Below are 21703 nucleotides of genomic sequence, written 5' to 3' on the forward strand. Positions count from 1 at the left end.
ATACGACCTTGAACGCACCCATAGAACCACATCGTTTCATCCTCGAGCCTTTTGAAGCTCGCCGCTTCGCCAATCTGTGCGGGCAATTCGACGAGCATTTGCGCTTGATCGAACAGCGCCTGACCATCGAGATCCGCAATCGCGGAAACCAGTTCGAGCTGATCGGCGAACCCAAACACACCACCTCCGCGGAAAACCTCCTGCGCCGCCTGTACCGGGAAACCAAGGGTACCGAGCTGTCGCCGGACATGGTGCACCTGTTCCTGCAGGAATCGGCCGTCGAGCAGCTGGACAACCACTCCCCTGCCGAACCGTCCGTGGCCCTGCGCACCAAGAAAGGCATGATTCGCCCCCGTGGCTTGAATCAGCTGCGCTACGTGAAGGAAATCCTCGGTAACGATATCAACTTCGGCATCGGCCCGGCCGGTACCGGCAAGACATACTTGGCTGTCGCCTGCGCGGTGGATGCACTGGAGCGCGAGCAGATTCGCCGCATCCTGCTGGTTCGTCCGGCGGTCGAAGCGGGTGAAAAACTCGGCTTCCTGCCCGGCGACCTGTCGCAAAAAATCGACCCGTACCTGCGCCCGCTCTACGACGCGCTCTACGAAATGCTCGGCTTCGAATACGTCGCCAAGCTGATCGAGCGCCAGGTGATCGAAGTCGCGCCGCTGGCCTACATGCGCGGCCGCACGCTGAACAACAGCTTCATCATTCTCGACGAAAGCCAGAACACCACGGTCGAGCAAATGAAGATGTTCCTGACCCGGATCGGCTTCGGCTCCACGGCCGTCATCACCGGGGACATCACCCAGGTCGACCTGCCACGCGGCACCAAGTCCGGCCTGCACCACGTGATTGAAGTGCTCAAGGATGTGCCGGGGATCAGCTTCACCCACTTCCAGCCCAAGGACGTCGTGCGCCACCCACTGGTACAGCGCATCGTCGAAGCCTACGAGCGCTTCGAAACCAAAGCGGCCGATGATGCCGCCGCCAAGGATAGCCGCCGCGATGCTTGAGCTTGACCTGCAAATCGCTACCGAAGCCTGCGCCCCCAGCGAGGCCGAGTTCCGCCAGTGGTGCGAACTGGCCCTGCGCCAGCGCACCGCCGACTCGGAGATGACCATTCGTCTGGTCGACGAAGCCGAAGGACGCGAGCTGAACCACACCTGGCGGCAAAAGGACTACGCAACTAACGTCTTGTCATTCCCGGCCGACGTGCCGGATGAGTTCCTCGACATCCCGCTGCTGGGCGATCTGGTGATCTGCGTGGCCGTGGTCGAGCGCGAAGCCGCTGAACAGGGCAAGGAGCTCAAGGCCCATTGGGCGCATCTGGTGATTCACGGCTGCTTGCATCTGCTTGGTTACGACCATATTGATGACGAAGAAGCCGAAGAAATGGAAGCACTGGAACGAACGTTGCTTGCAGAACTGGGCTTTCCCGATCCGTACGCGGACGACGAAACCGACGCATTCCCTACCGAAACAACAAAGGATTCAGAGTAATCGCTATGAGCGAAGATCGATCGAGCAACGGGCAGAAGTCATGGCTGGGTAAACTCACCCAGGCTTTTGCCCACGAGCCGAAAAACCGCCAGGAGCTGCTGGAGCTGCTGCGCGATGCACACCAGAACAAACTACTGGACAGTGAAGCGCTGGCCATCGTCGAAGGCGCCATCCAGGTGGCTGACTTGCAGGTCCGGGACATCATGGTCCCGCGCTCGCAGATGGTCAGCATCAAGGCGACCCAGACACCCCGCGAGTTCCTGCCTGCCGTGGTCGACTCGGCCCACTCCCGCTACCCGGTGATCGGCGAAAGCCATGATGACGTGATGGGCGTGTTGCTGGCCAAGGACTTGCTGCCGTTGATCCTCAGGGAGAACGGCGACAGCTTCAACATCAAGGACCTCCTGCGCCCAGCCACCTTCGTGCCGGAGTCCAAGCGCCTTAACGTGCTGCTGCGCGAGTTTCGCGCCAACCACAACCACATGGCCATCGTCATTGACGAGTACGGCGGCGTGGCAGGCCTGGTGACCATCGAAGACGTGCTGGAACAGATCGTCGGCGACATCGAAGACGAACACGACGTCGAAGAAGACAGCTACATCAAGCCGCTGCCCAGCGGTGATTTCCTGATCAAGGCCCTGACACCGATCGAGAACTTCAACGAGTTTTTCGACAGCGAGTTCTCCGACGACGAATTCGACACCGTTGGCGGCCTGGTGATGAGCGCGTTCGGGCATTTGCCAAAACGTAACGAAATCACTGAAATCGGCCCGTACCGCTTCCGCATCCTGAACGCCGACAGCCGTCGGATTCACTTGCTTCGCCTGACGCCCATTGCTCGCTAAGGATTGAAATGCGCTGGACAACCCGCCCCGGCTGGCCCGGTAACCTGCTGGCCGTGGCGGCCGGTGCAATCACCACACTGGCCCTGGCGCCGTTCGATATCTGGCCCCTGGCACTGCTCGCCGTCGGCCTGTTCTATGCAGGCCTGCGCGAGCTGAGCCCACGTCAGGCACTAGGGCGCGGCTGGTGTTTCGGTTTCGGCCTGTTCGGTGCCGGCACCAGCTGGATCTACTACAGCATTCACCACTTCGGCGGCGCGTCGGTATTGCTGGCCGGCTTCCTGATGCTGCTCTTCACGGCGGCAATTGCCTGGTTCTTTGCCCTGCCCGCCTGGATATGGGTGCGCTGGCTTCGCCGAAATGAAGCGCCGCTGGCCGACGCCCTGGCCTTCGCAGCGCTGTGGGTCGGCCAGGAAGCCTTCCGCGGCTGGTTCCTGACAGGTTTCCCGTGGCTATATTCCGGGTACAGCCAGCTCGATGGCCCGCTGGCCGGGCTCGCGCCTGTCGGCGGGATGTGGCTGATTTCCTTTACCCTGGCCCTGACAGCTGCGCTGATCTACAACGGCATGCGCCTGGTTCGCACGGGGCGCAAAGGCTTCATCGTTGCCGGTGTTTTGCTGCTCGTCGGCCCGTGGCTGGCCGGCATCGCGCTCAAGCACCACGCCTGGACCAGCCCGTCGGGCCCGCCACTGAGCGTCGCAGCCATCCAGGGCAACATCGAACAAAGCATGAAGTGGGACCCGACGCAGCTCAACGCGCAACTGGCGCTGTACCGCGACATGAGTTTCAGCTCCAGGCGAGTCGACCTTCTCATCTGGCCGGAAACGGCGATCCCGGTGCTCAAGGAGTCCGCCGAGGGCTACCTGAACATGATGGGCAGCTTCGCGGCCGAGCGTAAATCGGCGCTGATTACCGGCGTCCCGGTCCGCATGGAGGTCCACCACGAGAAGCGCTTCTTCAATGGCATCACCGTTGTCGGCGAAGGCGACGGCACCTACCTCAAGCAAAAACTGGTGCCGTTTGGTGAATATGTTCCGCTGGAGGATCTGTTGCGCGGGCTGATCGCCTTCTTCGATCTGCCGATGTCGGACTTTGCCCGCGGACCATCTGACCAGCCGCTGCTGCAAGCCAAGGGTTATCAGATCGCGCCGTACATCTGTTATGAAGTGGTGTACCCGGAATTCGCCGCCAGCCTCGCCGCCCGCAGCGACCTGTTGCTGACCATCAGCAACGACACCTGGTTCGGCACCTCCATCGGTCCGCTGCAACACCTGCAGATGGCGCAGATGCGTGCGCTGGAGGCCGGCCGCTGGATGATCCGCGCCACCAACAACGGCGTGTCCGGCCTGATCAACCCGTTCGGTCAGATTACCGATCAGATCCCGCAGTTCGAACGCGGCATCCTGTATGGCGAAGTGGTACCGATGCACAACCTCACGCCGTACCTGGAATGGCGTTCGTGGCCATTGCTCATTCTCTGCGTGTTGTTGTTTGGCTGGGCGCTGGTTGCGAGCCGGATGGCGAAGACTGTCTGAAATCATTTGTGGCGAGGGAGCTTGCTCCCTCGCCACAGGGATTAGCGCTCAACGATAGAACAACGAATAACCGATCTGCCCCACCGCCTCGTTCATCAACTGCCCGTTCTGCCAGATCGCCTTGTACTCCGGCATCCAGCCTCCCAGTGGCCGCGCATTGTCGCCGCTCAGAAACCCTACCGGCGCCGGCACCACCTCAAACCCGGCCTTGCGGAAACTCCAGACCGCTCGTGGCATATGCCCGGCATGAGTCACGAGCACCACACGTTTGATGCCCTGTGGCAGCAACACCTGGGCGCTGAACTGCGCATTTTCCCAGGTCGTGCGGCTGTGCCCTTCCTGCCAGCGCACGGTCACGCCAAAATCGTCGCGCAAGGAGTCAGCCATCATCTGCGCTTCGCTTGGCGGAGTGCCGTAATGCAAGCCGCCGCTGGTCAGTACCGGCAGGCCGGAAGCCTTGGTCAGTCGCGCGGCAAAACGCTGGCGCTCCAGGCCTACACCCGTGGGCTGGTCGGCACCCCAGGCCACGTCACCGCGCTCGCGCCCGGAACCAAGGACAACGATGGCGTCCGCGCGCTGCCCCAGCACCGCCCATTCGTCGCGGGCCAGCGGTGGCTCGCGCTCGAGCAGGCTGGCACTCCACTGCACCACCACCGGCAGGCTCATCAGCCAAAGGCCACCCAGCCCCAGTGCAAAGCACACACCGGCGAGCCTTGGCCTTGAGCGGCGCAACCACCAGGCAAGCAAAAGCAGCAGCAATAGAATGCCGGGGGGCAAAAGAAGTTGTTTTACAAAGTAACGAAAAGGCATCGAGCATCTCCTGGAGATGCCCGAAGCCTAAGTGGGTTAGCGCAATGCGACAATCAATACAGAAGAACTATGCTTCAAAAAACCATTGAGCACGGCTCTGCGTCTTATTTGAACTGCAAAGACCGGACCTTTACCGCGTCTCTGCCGGGAACCTTGTCCTTGAGCCAGATGATCTTGGCCGAACGTGGTGCGTCGAGTTGCTTTATCGCCTCTGACAAGCATCCGTGCGTCTCACGCTCACTGCGATCCAGATACGCCTTGATCAATGCAAACTCTGCGGAGCTCAGGCCACGCAGTTCCAGTTCCAGAGGGCGTACGTCGCGCAACCGGCCAGCAGTTCTTGCCGCTTCCAAGGCCAGGGCCAAACGATCGATCAGCCTTTCGTACAGCTCCGGTTTTGTAGCTTTTTGCTGTGACTCAACCATCCCTCACCTCATTGGAAGATAAGACCTACTCCCCAGTTAGAGCTTAGCTTCCATGAACAAACCGGCTGAGCGCCGCGACCAACGGCCCTCGCGGCGGTTTTTGCGGGACGCGCGGCAGCAATCAGGGTTTCCCTCGGTAGAGCGCGGTCATGTATGCTACGGCGCTTCCTGTAACTCCACTTCCAGCTCGGCTGGACATCGAAAACGCCAATGCGGCGTGATCAGCGTCCAGCGTTGCATTGAAGAGGATTAGGCCACCCCTATTCAGTTCAAAAGTAGCCATGCACGAACAATATCAGCCCCGTGAAATCGAAGCCGCCGCCCAGTCGTTCTGGGACGAGCAAAAGTCCTTTGAAGTCAGCGAACAGCCAGGCAAGGAGACTTACTACTGCCTGTCGATGTTCCCTTACCCCAGCGGCAAGCTACACATGGGGCACGTGCGCAACTACACCATCGGCGACGTGATCTCCCGCTACCAGCGCATGCAAGGCAAGAACGTTCTGCAACCCATGGGTTGGGACGCCTTCGGCATGCCGGCGGAAAACGCCGCGATGAAGAACAACGTAGCGCCCGCCAAGTGGACCTACGAAAACATTGCCTACATGAAATCCCAGCTGCGCAGCCTGGGCCTGGCGGTGGACTGGTCGCGTGAAGTGACCACCTGCAAGCCCGATTACTACCGCTGGGAACAATGGCTGTTCACCCGCCTGTTCGAAAAAGGCGTGATCTACAAAAAAAGCGGCACCGTGAACTGGGACCCGGTCGACCAGACCGTCCTGGCCAACGAACAGGTGATCGACGGTCGCGGCTGGCGTTCCGGCGCGCTGATCGAAAAGCGCGAAATCCCGATGTACTACTTCAAGATCACCGCCTACGCGGATGAACTGCTGGAGAGCCTGGACGAACTGACTGGCTGGCCTGAACAGGTCAAGACCATGCAGCGCAACTGGATCGGCAAGTCCCGCGGCATGGAAGTGCAGTTCCCGTACAACGTCGATTCCATCGGCGAAGCGGGCGCGCTGAAAGTCTTCACCACCCGTCCGGACACCCTGATGGGCGCGACCTACGTCGCCGTCGCCGCCGAGCACCACCTGGCTACCCTGGCCGCACAGAACAACCCTGAGCTGCAAGCGTTCATCGCTGAATGCAAGGGCGGCAGCGTTGCGGAAGCCGACGTTGCGACTCAAGAGAAAAAAGGCCTGCCGACCGGCCTGTTCGTTGAGCACCCACTGACCGGTGAAAAGCTACCGGTATGGGTCGCCAACTACGTGCTGATGCATTACGGCGACGGCGCGGTCATGGCTGTTCCTGCCCACGACGAGCGCGATTTCGAATTCGCCCACAAATACAACCTGCCGGTCAAATCCGTGGTGCGCACCAGCTCCGGTGACAGCAACCCGGCGCCATGGCAAGACGCCTACGGCGAGTACGGCACGCTGATCAATTCCGGCGAGTTCGACGACCTGGACTTCGCGGGCGCCTTCGACGCTATCGAAGTCGCGCTGATCAAGAAAGAACTGGGCGCCTCGCGTACCCAGTTCCGTCTGCGCGACTGGGGCATCAGCCGCCAGCGCTACTGGGGCTGCCCGATCCCGATCATCCACTGCGGCACCTGCGGTGACGTGCCGGTACCGGAAGATCAACTGCCTGTCGTGCTGCCGGAAGACGTCGTACCCGATGGCGCCGGTTCGCCACTGGCGCGCATGCCCGAGTTCTACGAGTGCAGCTGCCCTAAATGCGGCCAGCCTGCCAAGCGTGAAACCGACACCATGGACACCTTCGTCGAGTCCTCGTGGTACTACGCCCGCTACGCCTCGCCGCACTTTGAAGGCGGCCTGGTGGAAAAGTCGGCGGCCGACCACTGGCTGCCGGTGGATCAGTACATCGGCGGTATCGAACACGCGATTCTTCACCTGCTCTATGCGCGCTTCTTCCACAAGCTGATGCGCGACGAAGGCCTGGTGAGCTCCAACGAGCCGTTCAAGAACCTGCTGACCCAGGGCATGGTGATCGCCGAGACTTATTATCGCCGCGAAGCCAATGGCGCTTACACCTGGTTCAACCCGGCGGACGTCGAGCTTGAGCGTGACAGCAAGGCCAAGGTCATCAGCGCCAAGTTGAAAGCAGACGGCTTGCCGGTGGAAATTGGCGGCACCGAGAAGATGGCCAAGTCGAAGAACAACGGCGTCGACCCACAGTCGATGATCGACCAGTTCGGCGCAGACACCTGCCGCCTGTTCATGATGTTCGCCTCGCCACCTGACATGAGCGCGGAATGGTCCGACTCCGGCGTCGAAGGTTCGCACCGTTTCCTCAAGCGCGTCTGGCGCCTGGCTCAAGCCCACGTCACTCAGGGCCTGCCGGGCAAACTGGACGTCGCCAGCCTGAATGACGAGCAGAAAGCCGTTCGTCGCTCGATCCACCTGGCCATCAAGCAGGCCAGCCAGGACGTCGGCCAGAACCACAAGTTCAACACCGCCATCGCTCAGGTGATGACGCTGATGAACGTACTGGAAAAAGCCGCACAAACCACCGACCAGGATCGCGCACTGATTCACGAAGGTCTGGAAACCGTGACGCTGCTGCTGGCTCCGATCACGCCGCACATCAGCCACGAGCTGTGGAATCAACTGGGTCACGCCGATCCTGTGATCGACGCCGGTTGGCCGGTGGTGGATGACAGCGCTTTGGTACAGGACAGCCTGCAACTGGTGATTCAGGTCAACGGCAAGCTGCGTGGCCACATCGAAATGCCGGCCAGTGCCAGCCGTGAAGAAGTCGAAGCCGCCGCCCGTGCCAACGAGAACGTGCTGCGCTTCGTCGACGGTCTGACCATTCGTAAAGTGATCGTAGTGCCCGGGAAACTGGTCAATATCGTCGCCAGCTAATTGGATCAGGCGCCAGGTGAGCCTGGCGCCGAGTAAAACCTTTCGGGCCGCTTGATCGGCCCACATGGTTTCAAGGGGAGCAACAAGATGATCAAACGCAATCTGCTGGTGATGGGCCTCGCGGTTCTGCTGAGTGCCTGCGGTTTCCAGCTGCGCGGCACCGGCACCAATGAACTGGCGATCAAGGAACTCGACCTGAGCGCCCGTAACGCTTATGGCCCAACCGTTACCCAGTTGCGTCAGGTACTGATTGGCAGCGGCGTCAAGGTCTATACCGGCGCTCCTTACAAGCTGGTACTGACCAATGAACAGGAAAGCCAGCGCATCCTCACCTACGCAGGTGCCGGTCGTGCCGGCGAGTACCAAGTCACCACCGTGTTGAGCTACGACATCCGTGGTCGCGGCGATCTGCCCCTGTTGAGCGACAAGCTTGAAGTGCAGAAGATCTATATGCACGACGGCAACAACTTGGTGGGCTCTGACCAAGAAGCTGAAACGGCCCGGACAGAAGGCCGCCGGGAGTTGGTTCAACGCATGATGCTGCGCCTGGAACAACTGAGCCCCACCCAACTGGACCAGTTGCAGCAGACTGCCGAAGCCAGGGCCAAGGCTGATGCCGCGGCGCTGGAAGCGGCAAAGAAGGCTGAAGCGGAAACCCCGCGTCAGTCGCCTGTCGAACTGCCACAGCAGTAAGACTTACGGGGCGCCTGTGCGCCCCGTTCGCCCTCTCTTATGAAGCTCGCCCCCGCCCAACTCGCCAAACACCTGCAAGGCGCCCTTGCGCCGGTCTATATCATCAGCGGCGATGACCCGTTGTTGTGCCAGGAGGCGGCCGATGCTGTTCGCACTGCCGCCCGCCAGCAGGGATTCGATGAACGCCAAGTGTTTGCCGCCGACGCCAGTTTCGACTGGGGGACGCTGCTGCAAGCCGGTGCCAGCATGTCGCTGTTCGCCGAAAAGCGCCTGCTGGAACTGCGCCTGCCGTCCGGCAAACCCGGCGACAAGGGCGCTGCCGCGCTGATCGAGTACTGCTCGCGCCCGGCCGACGACACCGTGCTGCTGATCAGCTTGCCGAAACTCGATGGCAGCGCACAGAAAACCAAGTGGGGCAAGGCGCTGGTCGAAGGACAACAGACCCAGTTCGTGCAGATCTGGCCGGTCGATGTCGCCCAACTGCCAAGCTGGATCCGCCAACGTTTGTCCCAGGCCGGGCTTTCCGCCAGCCAGGACGCCGTTGAGCTGATCGCGGCACGGGTCGAGGGCAACTTGCTGGCCGCCGCCCAGGAAATCGAAAAGCTCAAACTGATGGCCGAAGGGGGTCAGATCACCGTTGAAACCGTGCAGGCTGCGGTGGCCGACAGTGCGCGCTTCGACGTCTTTGGCCTGACCGATGCGGTTCTCAATGGTGAAGCAGCCCATGCCTTGCGCATGCTCGAAGGGTTGCGCGGCGAAGGCGTCGAGCCGCCGGTGATTCTCTGGGCCCTGGCCCGAGAGTTGCGCCTGCTGGCCAATATTTCGCTGCAATACAGTCAGGGCACGCCGCTGGACAAGGCTTTCAGCCAGGCCAAACCTCCGGTCTGGGACAAACGAAAACCCTTGATGAGCAAAGCCCTGCAACGCTACTCGGCGCAACGCTGGGCGCAATTGCTGCTCGAAGCACAGCGCATCGACGCGCAGATCAAGGGCCAGGCGGCCGGTTCGCCGTGGATGAGTCTGAGCCGGCTGACGTTGTTGATGGCCGGGCAACGCTTAACCCTACCCGCTGAATAACACCGCCCCCTGTAGGAGCGAGCTTGCTCGTGATGGTCGTTAACGATAACGCAGACTTTCTGATTTAACGCAGCGCCCTCAAGTGCTTCGCGAGCAAGCTCGCTCCTACAAAGAACGGCGCTTTTTCCGACAGCTACAGGGACTAGACAGCCCCTCAACTTCGGCCGATGATTTGCCCCGCAAAAACCACTCACTTGCGAGGCACCATCATGAGCAAAAAGCCATCAAAGCATGGCCCCAACAAGGCCAAATCCATCATCGCCCAGCCATTGTTCCGCAGCCGCCAGGAACGCCCCACCAAGGGCAAAGGCAGCTACCGCCGCGAAGCCTTCCAGTCTGACAGCTGGGAGGCTTCTTACTTTCTGGCTGCGTAAAGCAGAACCCCCCTTCAACATGTTAAGGTCTGTACCTGATTCGTATTCCCTGGACCCGTGCATGCCCTTTTGTCTTCCCCATCGTTGGCACTTACGCCAATTGATCGCTGCCTCCAGCCTTGTTTTGCTTGTCGCCTGTGCGGAAAAACCGACCGCAGCCGACGCTCAGCCGCTTCAGACACTTCCTGTCGCTACCGCCCCGGCGGTTGTTCCGCAGGTGGTTCCGACGGGTGAGAACCTCGACATCCAGCCTACCCAGACATTTGCCGAATGGCAGGCGGGTTTCCGCAAGGATGCCCTGGCCGCCGGTATCCGCGCCGATCTGTTTGATCGCGCTTTCGCCAATGTCAGCTTCGACCCCAGTGTGATTCGTGCCGATCGCAGCCAACCGGAATTCGCAAAACCGGTGTGGGAATACCTCGATGGCGCGTTGTCGCCGCTGCGGGTACGCAAAGGCCAGTCACTGATCGACCAGTACGCCGACATCCTGCAAGGCATCGAGCAGCGTTATGGCGTTGATCGTCAGGCGCTGGTGGCCGTGTGGGGCATGGAAAGCAATTTTGGCCAGTTCCAGGGCAGCAAGTCGGTGATCAACTCGCTGGCGACCCTGGCCTACGAAGGCCGCCGTCCCGGCTTCGCCCACGCGCAATTGATCGCGGCCCTGCAAATCCTGCAACAAGGCGACATCGAACCCGAAAAGATGCTCGGTTCCTGGGCCGGCGCCATGGGCCAGACCCAGTTCATCCCGACCACCTACAACACCCACGCCGTCGATTTCGACGGCGACGGCCGTCGCGATATCTGGAGCAGTTCGGCTGATGCCCTGGCCTCGACCGCGCATTACCTGCAAAGCTCCGGCTGGCAGAGAGGTCAGCCGTGGGGCTTTGAAGTCCAGCTGCCGAGCGGCTTCAACTACGTACTGGCCGATGGCACGATTCGCAAGAGTGTTGCCGAGTGGCGCCAAATGGGCGTTACGCTGCCCAACGGTGGCCAGGTCCCGGCAGGCTCGGAGCAACTGTCTGCGGCACTGCTATTGCCGGCTGGCTACCGCGGCCCGGCGTTCCTTGTGCTCGACAACTTTCGTGCGATTCTCAAGTACAACAATTCGTCGTCCTATGCCCTGGGGGTGAGCCTGTTGTCCGAACGCTTCAATGGCGCAGGCTTGATCAGCGGTACGTGGCCAAAGGATGACCTGCCTCTGAGCCGTACCGAGCGGATCGAGCTGCAAAGCCTATTGAGCGCGCAAAACTATGACGCCGGCACCGCCGACGGGATCATCGGCGCCAACACCCGCAAGGCTATCCGCAGCGCCCAACAGTCGTTTGGCTGGCCGGCAGATGGGTATCCGACGCACAAGTTGCTCGAAGGACTGCGTAACCGCTAAAAGCATCGCGGGCAAGCCCGCTCCCACAGGTTCAGGGGCGTTCACATGATTTGTGTACGACGCGGACACTGTGGGAGCGGGCTTGCCCGCGAAGACTGACTGACAGGCGATAAAAATCTAGCGCCTGGCCACCACATCCTGCTCCAGCATCAATTCCTTGTTTCCGGCATCCAGCCTGACCAGCGCCCCCATGGGTAACGTCAGGTTCGGGTCGCAATGGCCGCTGCGCCACCCGGACAGCACCGGAATCTTCAATGGCTCGAAGATCTGCTTGAGCAACCTGTCCAGCGCCGCCACCTCAACCCCCGCCACATCCCCGACCAACACGCCGCGCAGCTTGTGCAACGTGCCTGCCAGCCGCAGATGGGTGAGCAACCGGTCGATGCGATACAGCGGCTCGTTGATATCCTCGATCAACAGAATGACGCCCTCGGCGTCAATCTCGTAGGGCGTGCCCATGGTCGCGGCGATCATGGCCAGATTGCCACCGAGCAAGCGCCCGTGAGCCACGCCGGGCTCGATCGTGGTCAGCGGGTAGGCCACCGGATGCGCCAGCACTGTTCCCGCCCTCACCTTCCCTCGCAGCATGTTGAAGAACGAAGACTCGGTAGGTATTTGCTTCTCACCCAGCAGGTCGGCATTGAGCAACGGACCATGAAAGGTCACGAAGCCGGCATAACGACTGATCGCCAAATGCAGCGCAGTGATATCGCTGTAGCCGACGAACGGCTTGGCGTTGTCACGCAGCAAATCAAAATCGATGCGGTCGAGCAGCCGGGGCGTGCCATAACCACCGCGCAGGCAGATGATCGCATCCACCTCGCTGTCGGCGAACGCTGCATGCAGATCGTCGAGTCGCACCTCGTCACTGCCGGCCAGGTAGCCGTTTTTTTCGTAGACCCCGGGAAACACTTTCAGTGAATAACCCCGGGCACGCATCCATTGCACCGCCTTGTCGGTGTCCAGCGGCGCGGGACCGGCGGGTGCGATAACGCCGATCATGCCTTCCGACGGCAGTGCCGGGACGGGAGCATGAGGGCAAAGGGTGAGGGTCGGTCGAGCGGTCATCCGTGAATCTCCCTGCGTGAAAACATCAGCACACAGTAGTCAGGAACGAGGACAAACAGAAGAGGAACCGTTGCCCCGCAGGTTGCAGGAAAAGGCAGCCGTTGTCGTAGGCCAGGCAAAAAAACGCCCGCAAGGCTTTGAAACCTTGCGGGCGTTTTATGCGTCACGGTCGATCAGGACGACATCAGCTCGGCCTTGACCAGCTTCGCCTGCTCGTCGGCGTGGTACGAGGAGCGAACCAATGGACCGGAAGCGACGTTCTTGAAGCCCATCTTGTAACCTTCCTCGGCGAACCAGGCGAAGGTGTCCGGGTGCACGAAACGCTGGACCGGCAAGTGGCTGCGGGACGGTTGCAGGTACTGGCCGAGGGTCAGCATGTCGATGTCGTGCTCGCGCATGCGCTTCATGACTTCTATGACTTCTTCGTCGGTCTCGCCCAGACCCAGCATCAGGCCGGACTTGGTCGGAATGTGCGGCATCATCTGCTTGAAGCGTTGCAGCAGGGTCAGCGACCACTGATAGTCCGAACCTGGGCGGGCAGCCTTGTACAGACGTGGCACGGTTTCCAGGTTGTGGTTGAACACATCCGGCGGCTCGGCGGCGGTGATTTCCAGCGCGATGTCCATGCGGCCACGGTAGTCCGGGACCAGGGTTTCGAGCTGCACGTTCGGCGACAGCTTGCGGATTTCGCGGATGCAGTCGGCAAAGTGCTGGGCACCGCCGTCACGCAGGTCGTCGCGGTCTACCGAAGTGATCACCACGTACTTCAGGCGCAGGTCGGCGATGGCAATGGCCAGGCTTTCCGGCTCGTTGACGTCCAGCGGCTTCGGACGGCCGTGGCCGACGTCGCAGAACGGGCAACGACGGGTGCAGATGTCACCCATGATCATGAAGGTCGCGGTGCCGCCGGAGAAGCACTCGCCCAGGTTCGGGCAGGACGCCTCTTCGCACACGCTGTGCAGCTTGTGTTTGCGCAGCAGGGCCTTGATGCGGTCGACTTCCGGCGAAACCGGGATGCGGACGCGAATCCAGTCCGGCTTCTTCGGCAGTTCGGTGGTCGGAATGATCTTCACCGGGATGCGTGCAACCTTTTCGGCGCCGCGCAGCTTGACGCCGGCTTCAACCTTGGGACGCGGGGCCGGGCGCTCGGTGACATCAAGCGTCGGGATCATGGTTTGCACTGCATCAGTAGTCATATCAGTCGATTCCGCCCGTCAGGGTCGTCTGCTCAGCATAGTCGAGGTGTTTGACGAGCTGCGCGCGCAGCCGGGCACTTACCTCGGCAAATTCAATCGATCCTGCGTGATCGCTCAGCTGGGTCATCGCCAGCCCGGCGTAGCCGCAGGGATTAATCCGTCGAAACGGTTCCAGGTTCATGTCCACGTTCAAGGCCAGGCCATGAAAGGAACAACCGTGGCGGATCCGTAGACCCAGGGAGGCGATTTTCGCCCCGTCGACGTAGACACCCGGCGCATCGGGCTTGGCCACGGCGGTGACACCGTAACTGGCCAGCAGCTCGATCAGGCATTGCTCCATCCGGCTGACCAGATCGCGCACGCCAAACCCGAGCTTGCGCACGTCCAGCAGCAGATAAGCCACCAGTTGGCCGGGGCCGTGGTAGGTCACCTGACCACCACGGTCGACCTGCACCACCGGAATATCACCGGGAAGCAGCAGATGCTCGGCCTTGCCGGCCTGGCCCTGGGTGAACACCGCAGGGTGTTCGACCAGCCAGATCTCGTCGGCGGCATCGTTGCCGCGTTCGTTGGTGAAGCGTTGCATGGCATGCCAGACCGGCTCGTAAGCCATCTGGCCGAGCTCGCGAAAGCCCAGCACACCGGACATCACAGCACCATGTGCACGAAACCCGTTGCCCGCAGTTCGCTGTTGATGTTGTACAGCTGGTCCTGGTCGGTCGCGACGATGTGCAACTGAATGGTGGTGTATTTGCCGTTGCTGCTCTGGCGCTCATCAACACGCTCATCGTTGATCGTTGCATATTTGCGGACGATGTCGATGATTCTGTCCTTGTTGCCCACACCGGTGTCGCTGATCACCTTAACCGGGTAATCATTGGCAGGGAACTCGATCTTTGGCGCCTTTACTTCGGTATCGGTCATGGCGTAACGGCCTCGTAAGCGTAAGCCGTGGCGACGGGCATGGCTGCGCGCCAGATCAGCGCGGAGCCATGCAGGTGCACACTAAATTCAGTTGAACAAGCCGTAGAAGAATAGACGGATGCTATCCCACATGCGGCGGAAGATACCACCTTCCTCGACAGCGTCCAGAGCGATCAGATCGGCGCTGTGCACCACCTTGTCGTCCAGTTTCACTTCGACTTTACCGATCACGTCGCCCTTGGCGATTGGCGCGATCAGTTGCGGGTTCATGGTCATGCTGGCAGCGAGCTTTTTCAGCTGGCCTTTTGGCAGGGTCATGGTCAGGTCTTGCGCCAGGCCAGCCTTGATCTGGTTGGTGGAGCCTTTCCAGACTGGAGCCTGAGCCAGCTCGGTGCCCTTCTGATAGAAGGTCTGGGTTTCGAAGAAACGGAAACCGTAGGTCAGCAGCTTCTGGGTTTCGGCGGCACGGGCCACTTCGCTGTTGGTGCCGAAGACCACGGCGATCAGACGCATGCCATCACGTACGGCCGAAGACACCATGCAATAGCCGGCTTCGTCGGTGTGACCGGTTTTCAGGCCGTCGACGGTCTTGTCGCGCCACAGCAGCAGGTTGCGGTTCGGTTGCTTGATGCCGTTCCAGAAGAACTCTTTCTGCGAGTAGATCGCGTAGTGAGCCGGGTCTTCGTGGATGATCGCGCGAGCCAGTACGGCCATGTCGTGAGCCGACGAGTAGTGCTCAGGGTTCGGCAGACCGGTCGGGTTCATGAAGTGGCTGTTGGTCATGCCCAGGTCGCCAACGGTTTTGTTCATCATGTCGGCGAACGCGTCTTCGCTACCGGCGATGTGCTCGGAGAGCGCAACGCTGGCGTCGTTGCCCGACTGGATGATGATGCCGTGCAACAGGTCGCTGACAGTCACCTGCGAGCCGACCTTGATGAACATCCGCGAACCGCCGGTACGCCAGGCGTTTTCGCTGACGGTCACCGGATCGTTTTCGCCGATCTGGCCACGACGGATTTCCAGAGTCGCGATGTACGCGGTCATCAGCTTGGTCAGGCTGGCCGGCGGCAGACGCTGGTCACCGTTGTTCTCGACCAGCACGTTGCCGCTGCTGGCATCCATGAGCACATAGGCCTTGGCGGCCAGTTGTGGTGGCGAAGGCATCATCTCGACCGCGAACGCGGCGGGTGAGAGAAGCAGCGGGACTAGCAGGAACAGGCGTTTGGCAAAGGTGGTGATGTTCATCCGTCTCTCGAAATCGCTAATGGAAACTTGCCCAAGGGCAAAACTAATCAAATGACTTTCTAACGAGTCATCGCGTGTTCAGTTGCTCACTCAGTCACCCTTGCCGGGCTTTTGTTCTTCAACGAGTCAACAACCTGGTTCGCCCCCCAATACCGCAGACGAACCGTCAATCAAGCTCTACGTATTACTCCGTGACCACACTCGGCGAACCGAGATTGGCCAGGCGCACACTGTTCTGCACCTGCTGGATTTCACCCGGCGAACCGATTGGCCCCATGCGCACCCGATGCAGGGTCTGCTGATTGCGCACGATCGAGCTGATGAACACCGGAGCGCTCACCATCCCGCTGAGCTTCGATCTCAGGAGTTCTGCAGCGTCCGGGTTGGCGAACGCGCCCACCTGCAGATACTGGCCAGAGGCTGCTACAGAAGCGTTTTTTTTTGCATCGAGCTGCACGGGCACCACCGCGGCGGCGTGTTGCTGCGGCGGAGGCGTCCATTGCTCGACGGTGCCGGCCGAAGCCGTGATCACCGGGGCGCTATTCTGCGCGACTTTCGGTTCGTTGAGCATTAATGGTGCCGGACGGCCCTTGGCAGCCCACCATTGCTGCGGATCGATGCCTTCGACCTTGACCCGCGCGGTGCCGGTTTCGGCGTAGCCGAGTTTCTTGGCGGCCGCGTAGGACAAGTCGATGATCCGGTCCGAATAGAACGGCCCGCGATCGTTGACGCGCAGGATCACCGACTTGTTGTTATCCAGATTGGTCACCCGAACGTAACTTGGCAGTGGCAGAGTCTTGTGGGCAGCGCTCATGCCGTACAGGTCATACACTTCGCCGTTGGCGGTGTTCTGACCGTGAAACTTGGTGCCGTACCAGGACGCCGTGCCCGACTGCACGTAGGTCTTTGACTCCTGCAGCGGAAAGTAGGTTTTGCCCAGTACCGAGTAGGGAGCGGCCTTGTACGGGCCGGTGTGCAGGGTCGGCGTGGCGTCCGGGATACGCGAAACATCGACATCCCACCATGGCGCGCCATCCTTGTGGGCGCGGTTTATGTCCAGCCCCGGCGTCGTGCGCACAGCGGTGCTGCTGGTCTTCTGGGCCGGCGCACGGCTGGTCGAACAACTGGCGACCAGCATTGCCAACGCGGCGAATGCCATCAGCTTCAGGGGTTTATTGATAGGCAATGCCCGCATTACTTGACGCCCCGTGCTTGGACCAGCTGCTCAGACAGTTGATGTACGGCCATGGCGTACATCACGCTGCGGTTATATCGCGTGATCGCGTAAAAATTCTTCAGGCCCATCCAGTACTCGGAGCCATTGTCGCCTTCCAGACGGAAAGCAGTAACCGGCATATCATCGCGCAGCGCATCATGACTTGACCACCCCAGGGCTCGCAACTCCCCGACGGTTTTCGTCGGTTCGATACCGGTGGTCAAACCTTCGTCGACCTGATCGCCACGGACATCGCCGCGGCTGACTACCGGTTCGCCGGCGACCCAGCCATGGCGCTTGAAGTAACTGGCGACACTGCCAATGGCATCATCCGGATTGGTCCAGATGTTGATATGGCCATCACCGTCGAAATCCACTGCATAAGCGCGGAAACTGCTCGGCATGAACTGCGGCAATCCCATTGCGCCAGCGTAGGAGCCTTTGAGCGTCAACGGATCGACCTGCTCTTCGCGGGCCAGCAGCAGGAACTCACGCAACTCCTTGCGGAAAAACTCGGCACGGGGAGGATAGTCGAAACCCAGGGTCGACAAGGCATCGATCACCCGGAAATTTCCGGTATTACGGCCGAAAAAGGTTTCAACACCGATGATCGAGACAATCACCTGGGCCGGCACGCCATATTCCTGCTCGGCACGAGCCAACACCGCTTCGTGCTGACGCCAGAAATCCACACCCCGGGCTATGCGCGCATCGGTGATGAACATCGGGCGATACTCGCTCCACTGCTTGACCCGTTCGGCAGGTTTGGAGATGGCGTCCAGAATCGACTGCTTGCGCTCGGCTTCGCGGAACACACCCATCAATTGTTCACCGGCGAAACCGTAGTCGCGGGTCATTTCACCGACGAATTCGGCCACCTGGGGTGAGCCTTCGTAGTCGCCGGCCAACGCGTCCGGCATGGTGCCAAGGATGCTTACCAGGCTGACCCATGGCGCGTATCGAGTCGCCCAGCCACGCATTACTTGCATTGAAAATTTCACCTTATTCAAACCTGCGCGATCCACTTGCGATGGGTATGGATCGACATCAAAACCCCAAACGCTGACAGTAGCGTCACCAGCGAAGTTCCTCCGTAGCTAATGAACGGCAACGGCACCCCCACCACCGGCAACAGGCCACTGACCATACCGATGTTGACGAAAACATAAACAAAAAACGTCATGGTCAGGCTGCCCGCGAGCAACTTGCCGAACAATGTCTGCGCCTGGGCGGTAATCACCAGGCCGCGGCCGATCAACAGCAGGTAGATCAGCAACAGCGCGCAGATCCCCACCAGGCCGAACTCTTCACCCAATACGGCAATGATGAAGTCGGTATGGCTTTCCGGCAGGAAGTCCAGGTGCGACTGGGTGCCCAGCAACCACCCCTTGCCGAACACCCCACCGGAGCCGATGGCGGCCTTGGACTGGATGATGTTCCAGCCGGTGCCTAGTGGGTCACTTTCCGGGTCGAGGAACGTGAGGACGCGCTGCTTCTGGTAATCGTGCATAACGAAATACCACATGGCCACGGACACCGGCACGGCGGCAGCGAGCACGCTGAGGATCCAGCGCCAGCGCAGGCCACCCATGAACAGCACGAAGGCGCCCCCCGCCAGAATCAGCAATGAAGTGCCGAGGTCGGGCTGACGCACGATCAGGATGAATGGCAAGCCGATCAGGAACAGGCTCACCCCCACATGCTTGAGTTGCGGCGGCAAGGTGCGCTTGGACAGGTACCAGGCGATGGTCGCCGGCATCAGGATCTTCATGAACTCCGAAGGCTGGAAGCGGATCACCCCGGGAATGTTGATCCAGCGGGTAGCACCCATGGCGTTGTGACCCATGACGTCGACGACTACCAGCAACAGCACGCCGATCACATAACCGACCGGGACCCAGCGGGCCATGAAGCGTGGCTCGAACTGGGCGATGACGATCATCGACACCAGGCCGATGCCGAAAGAGGTGGCTTGTTTGGCCAGCAGATCCCAGCTTTTGCCACTGGCCGAATAGAGTACGAACAGGCTGCCGGCCGCCAGGGTCAGCAGCAGGATCAGCAACGGGCCGTCGATGTGCAGGCGTTGCAGCAGCGTCGCACGGCGACGCATCACATCCTCACTGGAGAGCATGCGATCGAAGTTATTCATCACGGGCGGTAGCCTCTGCACTGATAGGGCTGGCGTATTCGGGCTTCAACCGACCGTCCTGGTCCAGGAGCCAGGCATCCATGATTTGGCGCACCACTGGCGCGGCGACGCCGGAGCCGGACTCGCCGTTCTCGACCATCACCGACACCACGATTTTCGGGTCGTCGGCCGGCGCGAAACCGACGAACAGGGCGTGGTCGCGATGGCGCTCCTGAACCTTGGAACGGTCATACTTCTCACCCTGTTTGATCGCGACCACCTGGGCCGTACCCGACTTGCCGGCGATCCGGTATTGCGCGCCGATCGAGGCTTTGCGCGCCGTACCACGGGCACCATGCATAACCTGCTGCATGCCGTGGTTGACCCTGGTCCAGTCCGAGGGGTCGCGCAGGATGATGTCCGGCATCGGATTCTCATCCACCGGCTTCACGCCCTCGATGGTCTTGGCCAGGTGCGGACGGTTCCAGACGCCTTTGTTGGCGACCAGAGCGGTGGCCTGGGCCAGTTGCAACGGGGTCGACTGCATATAGCCCTGGCCGATCCCCAGAATCAGCGTTTCACCCGGGAACCACGCCTGCCGGCGGGTCGCACGTTTCCATTCGCGGGACGGCATCAGCCCCGGCGACTCTTCGAACATGTCCAGGGAGACTTTCTGGCCGATGCCGAACTTGGTCATGTATGCCGACAGCCGATCGATCCCCAGCTTGTGGGCCAGGTCATAGAAGTAGGTGTCGTTGGAACGCATGATCGCCGTATCGAGGTCGACGAAACCGTCACCGGTGCGATTCCAGTTACGGTATTTGTGATCGTAGTTGGGCAGCATGTAGTAACCCGGGTCGAACACTCGCGACGACGCCGTCACCACGCCCGCGTCCAGACCGGCAATCGCCACCGCGGGCTTGATGGTCGAACCCGGCGGGTACAGGCCACGCAGCACGCGGTTGAACAGCGGCCGGTCGATGGAGTCGCGCAGCTCGGAATAGGCCTTGAAGCTGATGCCGGTGACGAACAGGTTCGGGTCGAAACTCGGTTGGCTGACCATCGCCAGCACTTCGCCGGTTTTCGGGTCCAGCGCTACCACCGCGCCACGACGACCACCGAGCGCAGCTTCGGCGGCTTCCTGCAATTTGATGTCCAGGCTCAGGACGATGTCCTTGCCGGGAATCGGATCGGTACGCTTGAGCACGCGCAGTACGCGGCCCCTGGCGTTGGTCTCGACTTCCTCGTAACCCACCTGGCCGTGCAATTCAGGCTCGTAGAAACGCTCGATGCCGGTTTTGCCGATGTGGTGGGTGCCGCTGTAATTGACCGGGTCCAGCGACTTGAGCTCTTTCTCGTTGATCCGCCCCATGTAGCCCACCGAGTGAGCAAAGTGCGCCCCCTGGGGATAGTGACGAACCAACTGCGCGACCACTTCCACCCCCGGCAGGCGGAACTGGTTAACGGCGATCCGGGCGATCTGCTCTTCGCTCAGCTCAAACAGGATCGGCACCGGCTCGAACGGCCGACGCCCCTGACGCATGCGCTTCTCGAAGATCACCCGGTCCTCGGGCGTCAGTTCCAGCACTTCGACGATCACGTCGAGCACCTGCTGCCAGTCGCCGGAACGCTCGCGGGTCATGCTCAGGCTGAAACTCGGCCGGTTATCGGCAATCACCACGCCGTTGCGGTCGAAAATCAGCCCGCGAGTCGGCGGAATCGGCTGCACGTGGACGCGGTTGTTTTCCGACAGGGTCGAGTGGTACTCGTACTGGATCACCTGCAGGAAATACAGACGCGCGATCAGCACCGCAATCAGCGCCACCACTGCAATGGCCCCGAACACGACGCGACCACGCACCAGACGGGCGTCTTTTTCGTGGTCCTTGATGCGGATCGGCTGGGACATGAGGGCAGAACTACTTGTGGTAAGGGTGACCGGACAACACGGTCCAGGCACGGTACATCTGTTCGCCGATCAGGATCCGCACCAGCGGGTGCGGCAAGGTCAGCGGCGACAACGACCAGCGCTGGTCAGCCCGGGCACAGACTTCCGGCGCCAGCCCTTCGGGGCCACCGACCATGAAGTTGACAGTGCGCGAGTCCAGCCGCCAGCGATCGAGCTCGACCGCCAGTTGCTCGGTACTCCAGGGCTTGCCATGGACTTCGAGAGTGACAATCCGCTCGTTCGGCCCGACCTTGGCCAGCATGGCTTCGCCTTCCTGACGGATGAAACGGGCCACGTCGGCGTTCTTGCCACGGGTATTGAGCGGAATTTCCACCAGTTCCAGCGCCAGCTCGGACGGAAGACGCTTGGCATATTCATGCCAGCCTTCTTCCACCCACTTGGGCATGCGTGAACCGACGGCGATCAGTCGCAGTCGCACAGCGGTCC

The 21703-nt window shown here is 61.0% G+C and carries 21 protein-coding genes; 9 read left to right on the forward strand and 12 right to left on the reverse strand.

Annotated features, from left to right (window positions below):
- Positions 1-8: 8 nt before the first annotated feature.
- Genes J4D25_RS21815 through lnt form a run of 4 tightly spaced genes read left to right on the forward strand, consistent with a single transcriptional unit; the run spans position 9 to position 3880 of the window.
- Positions 9-1016: a PhoH family protein gene (locus J4D25_RS21815; protein WP_008022966.1), complete on the forward strand. Its 1008-nt coding sequence runs from the start codon at positions 9-11 to the stop codon at positions 1014-1016.
- Entirely contained in the window at positions 1009-1503 is a 495-nt protein-coding gene (gene ybeY, locus J4D25_RS21820) for an rRNA maturation RNase YbeY (RefSeq protein ID WP_057713168.1), read from the forward strand. The genes J4D25_RS21815 and ybeY overlap by 8 nt, the downstream gene beginning before the upstream one ends.
- 5 nt (positions 1504-1508) lie before the next feature.
- Complete coding sequence (locus J4D25_RS21825; RefSeq protein WP_046028710.1) at positions 1509-2348, forward strand: HlyC/CorC family transporter; 840 nt, start codon at positions 1509-1511, stop codon at positions 2346-2348.
- A gap of 8 nt (positions 2349-2356) precedes the next feature.
- A complete protein-coding gene (lnt, locus tag J4D25_RS21830) occupies positions 2357-3880 on the forward strand; it encodes an apolipoprotein N-acyltransferase (protein ID WP_057713167.1) in 1524 nt (507 codons plus the stop codon).
- A 48-nt stretch (positions 3881-3928) separates the two neighbouring features.
- On the opposite strand, the gene J4D25_RS21835 is transcribed toward lnt, so the two are convergent.
- Together J4D25_RS21835 and J4D25_RS21840 are read right to left on the reverse strand one after the other, a co-directional pair.
- Positions 3929-4690, reverse strand: coding sequence for a YdcF family protein (locus J4D25_RS21835; protein ID WP_057713166.1), 762 nt, complete (start codon positions 4688-4690; stop codon positions 3929-3931).
- Between the two features lie 104 nt (positions 4691-4794).
- Positions 4795-5115 carry a hypothetical protein gene (locus J4D25_RS21840; protein ID WP_057713165.1) on the reverse strand — a complete coding sequence of 107 codons (321 nt, stop codon included), beginning with the start codon at positions 5113-5115 and terminating at the stop codon, positions 4795-4797.
- A gap of 281 nt (positions 5116-5396) precedes the next feature.
- Here J4D25_RS21840 and leuS point away from each other — a divergent pair, with 281 nt between their 5' ends.
- The 5 genes from leuS (at position 5397) to J4D25_RS21865 (ending at position 11531) form a co-directional block, all read left to right on the forward strand.
- Positions 5397-8003 (forward strand): leucine--tRNA ligase, encoded by a 2607-nt coding sequence (gene leuS, locus J4D25_RS21845; RefSeq protein WP_057713164.1) that lies wholly within the window; start codon positions 5397-5399, stop codon positions 8001-8003.
- Positions 8004-8090: 87 nt separating this feature from the next.
- Positions 8091-8696, forward strand: a complete 606-nt coding sequence (gene lptE / locus J4D25_RS21850; RefSeq protein ID WP_057716557.1) for an LPS assembly lipoprotein LptE — start codon at positions 8091-8093, stop codon at positions 8694-8696.
- A gap of 39 nt (positions 8697-8735) precedes the next feature.
- Positions 8736-9773, forward strand: a complete 1038-nt coding sequence (gene holA, locus J4D25_RS21855; protein WP_057713163.1) for a DNA polymerase III subunit delta — start codon at positions 8736-8738, stop codon at positions 9771-9773.
- A gap of 209 nt (positions 9774-9982) precedes the next feature.
- The gene (arfA, locus tag J4D25_RS21860; protein ID WP_003228536.1) at positions 9983-10147 is read left to right on the forward strand and encodes an alternative ribosome rescue factor ArfA; all 165 of its coding nucleotides are present in this window, start codon (positions 9983-9985) and stop codon (positions 10145-10147) included.
- A 61-nt stretch (positions 10148-10208) separates the two neighbouring features.
- Positions 10209-11531: a lytic murein transglycosylase gene (locus tag J4D25_RS21865; protein WP_057713162.1), complete on the forward strand. Its 1323-nt coding sequence runs from the start codon at positions 10209-10211 to the stop codon at positions 11529-11531.
- A gap of 117 nt (positions 11532-11648) precedes the next feature.
- Here J4D25_RS21865 and J4D25_RS21870 read toward each other — a convergent pair whose 3' ends face one another.
- From J4D25_RS21870 to rlmH, 10 genes are all read right to left on the reverse strand, one after another.
- Complete coding sequence (locus J4D25_RS21870) at positions 11649-12599, reverse strand: LD-carboxypeptidase (RefSeq protein WP_057713161.1); 951 nt, start codon at positions 12597-12599, stop codon at positions 11649-11651.
- Between the two features lie 173 nt (positions 12600-12772).
- A complete protein-coding gene (lipA, locus tag J4D25_RS21875) occupies positions 12773-13771 on the reverse strand; it encodes a lipoyl synthase (protein ID WP_162130289.1) in 999 nt (332 codons plus the stop codon).
- Between the two features lie 25 nt (positions 13772-13796).
- Entirely contained in the window at positions 13797-14444 is a 648-nt protein-coding gene (gene lipB / locus J4D25_RS21880) for a lipoyl(octanoyl) transferase LipB (protein WP_046041686.1), read from the reverse strand.
- Positions 14444-14719, reverse strand: a complete 276-nt coding sequence (locus J4D25_RS21885) for a DUF493 domain-containing protein (RefSeq protein ID WP_008052383.1) — start codon at positions 14717-14719, stop codon at positions 14444-14446. Before J4D25_RS21885 ends, lipB begins: the two co-directional genes overlap by 1 nt.
- Positions 14720-14806: 87 nt before the next feature.
- Positions 14807-15964 carry a D-alanyl-D-alanine carboxypeptidase family protein gene (locus tag J4D25_RS21890; protein ID WP_057713160.1) on the reverse strand — a complete coding sequence of 386 codons (1158 nt, stop codon included), beginning with the start codon at positions 15962-15964 and terminating at the stop codon, positions 14807-14809.
- Between the two features lie 184 nt (positions 15965-16148).
- Positions 16149-17159 (reverse strand): septal ring lytic transglycosylase RlpA family protein, encoded by a 1011-nt coding sequence (locus tag J4D25_RS21895; protein WP_057713159.1) that lies wholly within the window; start codon positions 17157-17159, stop codon positions 16149-16151.
- Positions 17159-18169 carry a lytic murein transglycosylase B gene (gene mltB, locus J4D25_RS21900; protein WP_057713158.1) on the reverse strand — a complete coding sequence of 337 codons (1011 nt, stop codon included), beginning with the start codon at positions 18167-18169 and terminating at the stop codon, positions 17159-17161. The genes J4D25_RS21895 and mltB overlap by 1 nt, the downstream gene beginning before the upstream one ends.
- 17 nt (positions 18170-18186) lie before the next feature.
- Positions 18187-19290 (reverse strand): rod shape-determining protein RodA, encoded by a 1104-nt coding sequence (gene rodA / locus J4D25_RS21905; protein WP_057716556.1) that lies wholly within the window; start codon positions 19288-19290, stop codon positions 18187-18189.
- 31 nt (positions 19291-19321) lie between these two features.
- Entirely contained in the window at positions 19322-21217 is a 1896-nt protein-coding gene (gene mrdA, locus J4D25_RS21910) for a penicillin-binding protein 2 (protein WP_057713157.1), read from the reverse strand.
- Positions 21218-21227: 10 nt separating this feature from the next.
- The gene (gene rlmH, locus J4D25_RS21915; protein WP_008052376.1) at positions 21228-21695 is read right to left on the reverse strand and encodes a 23S rRNA (pseudouridine(1915)-N(3))-methyltransferase RlmH; all 468 of its coding nucleotides are present in this window, start codon (positions 21693-21695) and stop codon (positions 21228-21230) included.
- Between the last annotated feature and the right edge of the window lie 8 nt (positions 21696-21703).

Source organism: Pseudomonas sp. GW456-L13 (assembly GCF_017350115.1).
In the GTDB taxonomy this organism is placed as follows: Bacteria; Pseudomonadota; Gammaproteobacteria; order Pseudomonadales; family Pseudomonadaceae; genus Aquipseudomonas; species Aquipseudomonas jessenii.

Bases quoted from the DNA above. Each gene is read 5' to 3' on its own strand.
- J4D25_RS21895 (WP_057713159.1), bottom strand. From the start codon at position 17,159: ATGCGGGCATTGCCTATCAATAAACCCCTGAAGCTGATGGCATTCGCC.
- leuS (WP_057713164.1), top strand. From the start codon at position 5,397: ATGCACGAACAATATCAGCCCCGTGAAATCGAAGCCGCCGCCCAGTCG.
- lnt (WP_057713167.1), top strand. From the start codon at position 2,357: ATGCGCTGGACAACCCGCCCCGGCTGGCCCGGTAACCTGCTGGCCGTG.
- J4D25_RS21885 (WP_008052383.1), bottom strand. From the start codon at position 14,719: ATGACCGATACCGAAGTAAAGGCGCCAAAGATCGAGTTCCCTGCCAAT.
- J4D25_RS21890 (WP_057713160.1), bottom strand. From the start codon at position 15,964: ATGAACATCACCACCTTTGCCAAACGCCTGTTCCTGCTAGTCCCGCTG.
- J4D25_RS21865 (WP_057713162.1), top strand. From the start codon at position 10,209: ATGCCCTTTTGTCTTCCCCATCGTTGGCACTTACGCCAATTGATCGCT.
- J4D25_RS21825 (WP_046028710.1), top strand. From the start codon at position 1,509: ATGAGCGAAGATCGATCGAGCAACGGGCAGAAGTCATGGCTGGGTAAA.
- J4D25_RS21840 (WP_057713165.1), bottom strand. From the start codon at position 5,115: ATGGTTGAGTCACAGCAAAAAGCTACAAAACCGGAGCTGTACGAAAGG.
- mltB (WP_057713158.1), bottom strand. From the start codon at position 18,169: ATGCAAGTAATGCGTGGCTGGGCGACTCGATACGCGCCATGGGTCAGC.
- J4D25_RS21870 (WP_057713161.1), bottom strand. From the start codon at position 12,599: ATGACCGCTCGACCGACCCTCACCCTTTGCCCTCATGCTCCCGTCCCG.
- rodA (WP_057716556.1), bottom strand. From the start codon at position 19,290: ATGCGTCGCCGTGCGACGCTGCTGCAACGCCTGCACATCGACGGCCCG.
- J4D25_RS21835 (WP_057713166.1), bottom strand. From the start codon at position 4,690: ATGCCTTTTCGTTACTTTGTAAAACAACTTCTTTTGCCCCCCGGCATT.
- ybeY (WP_057713168.1), top strand. From the start codon at position 1,009: ATGCTTGAGCTTGACCTGCAAATCGCTACCGAAGCCTGCGCCCCCAGC.
- mrdA (WP_057713157.1), bottom strand. From the start codon at position 21,217: ATGTCCCAGCCGATCCGCATCAAGGACCACGAAAAAGACGCCCGTCTG.
- lipB (WP_046041686.1), bottom strand. From the start codon at position 14,444: ATGTCCGGTGTGCTGGGCTTTCGCGAGCTCGGCCAGATGGCTTACGAG.
- lptE (WP_057716557.1), top strand. From the start codon at position 8,091: ATGATCAAACGCAATCTGCTGGTGATGGGCCTCGCGGTTCTGCTGAGT.
- holA (WP_057713163.1), top strand. From the start codon at position 8,736: ATGAAGCTCGCCCCCGCCCAACTCGCCAAACACCTGCAAGGCGCCCTT.
- arfA (WP_003228536.1), top strand. From the start codon at position 9,983: ATGAGCAAAAAGCCATCAAAGCATGGCCCCAACAAGGCCAAATCCATC.
- lipA (WP_162130289.1), bottom strand. From the start codon at position 13,771: ATGATCCCGACGCTTGATGTCACCGAGCGCCCGGCCCCGCGTCCCAAG.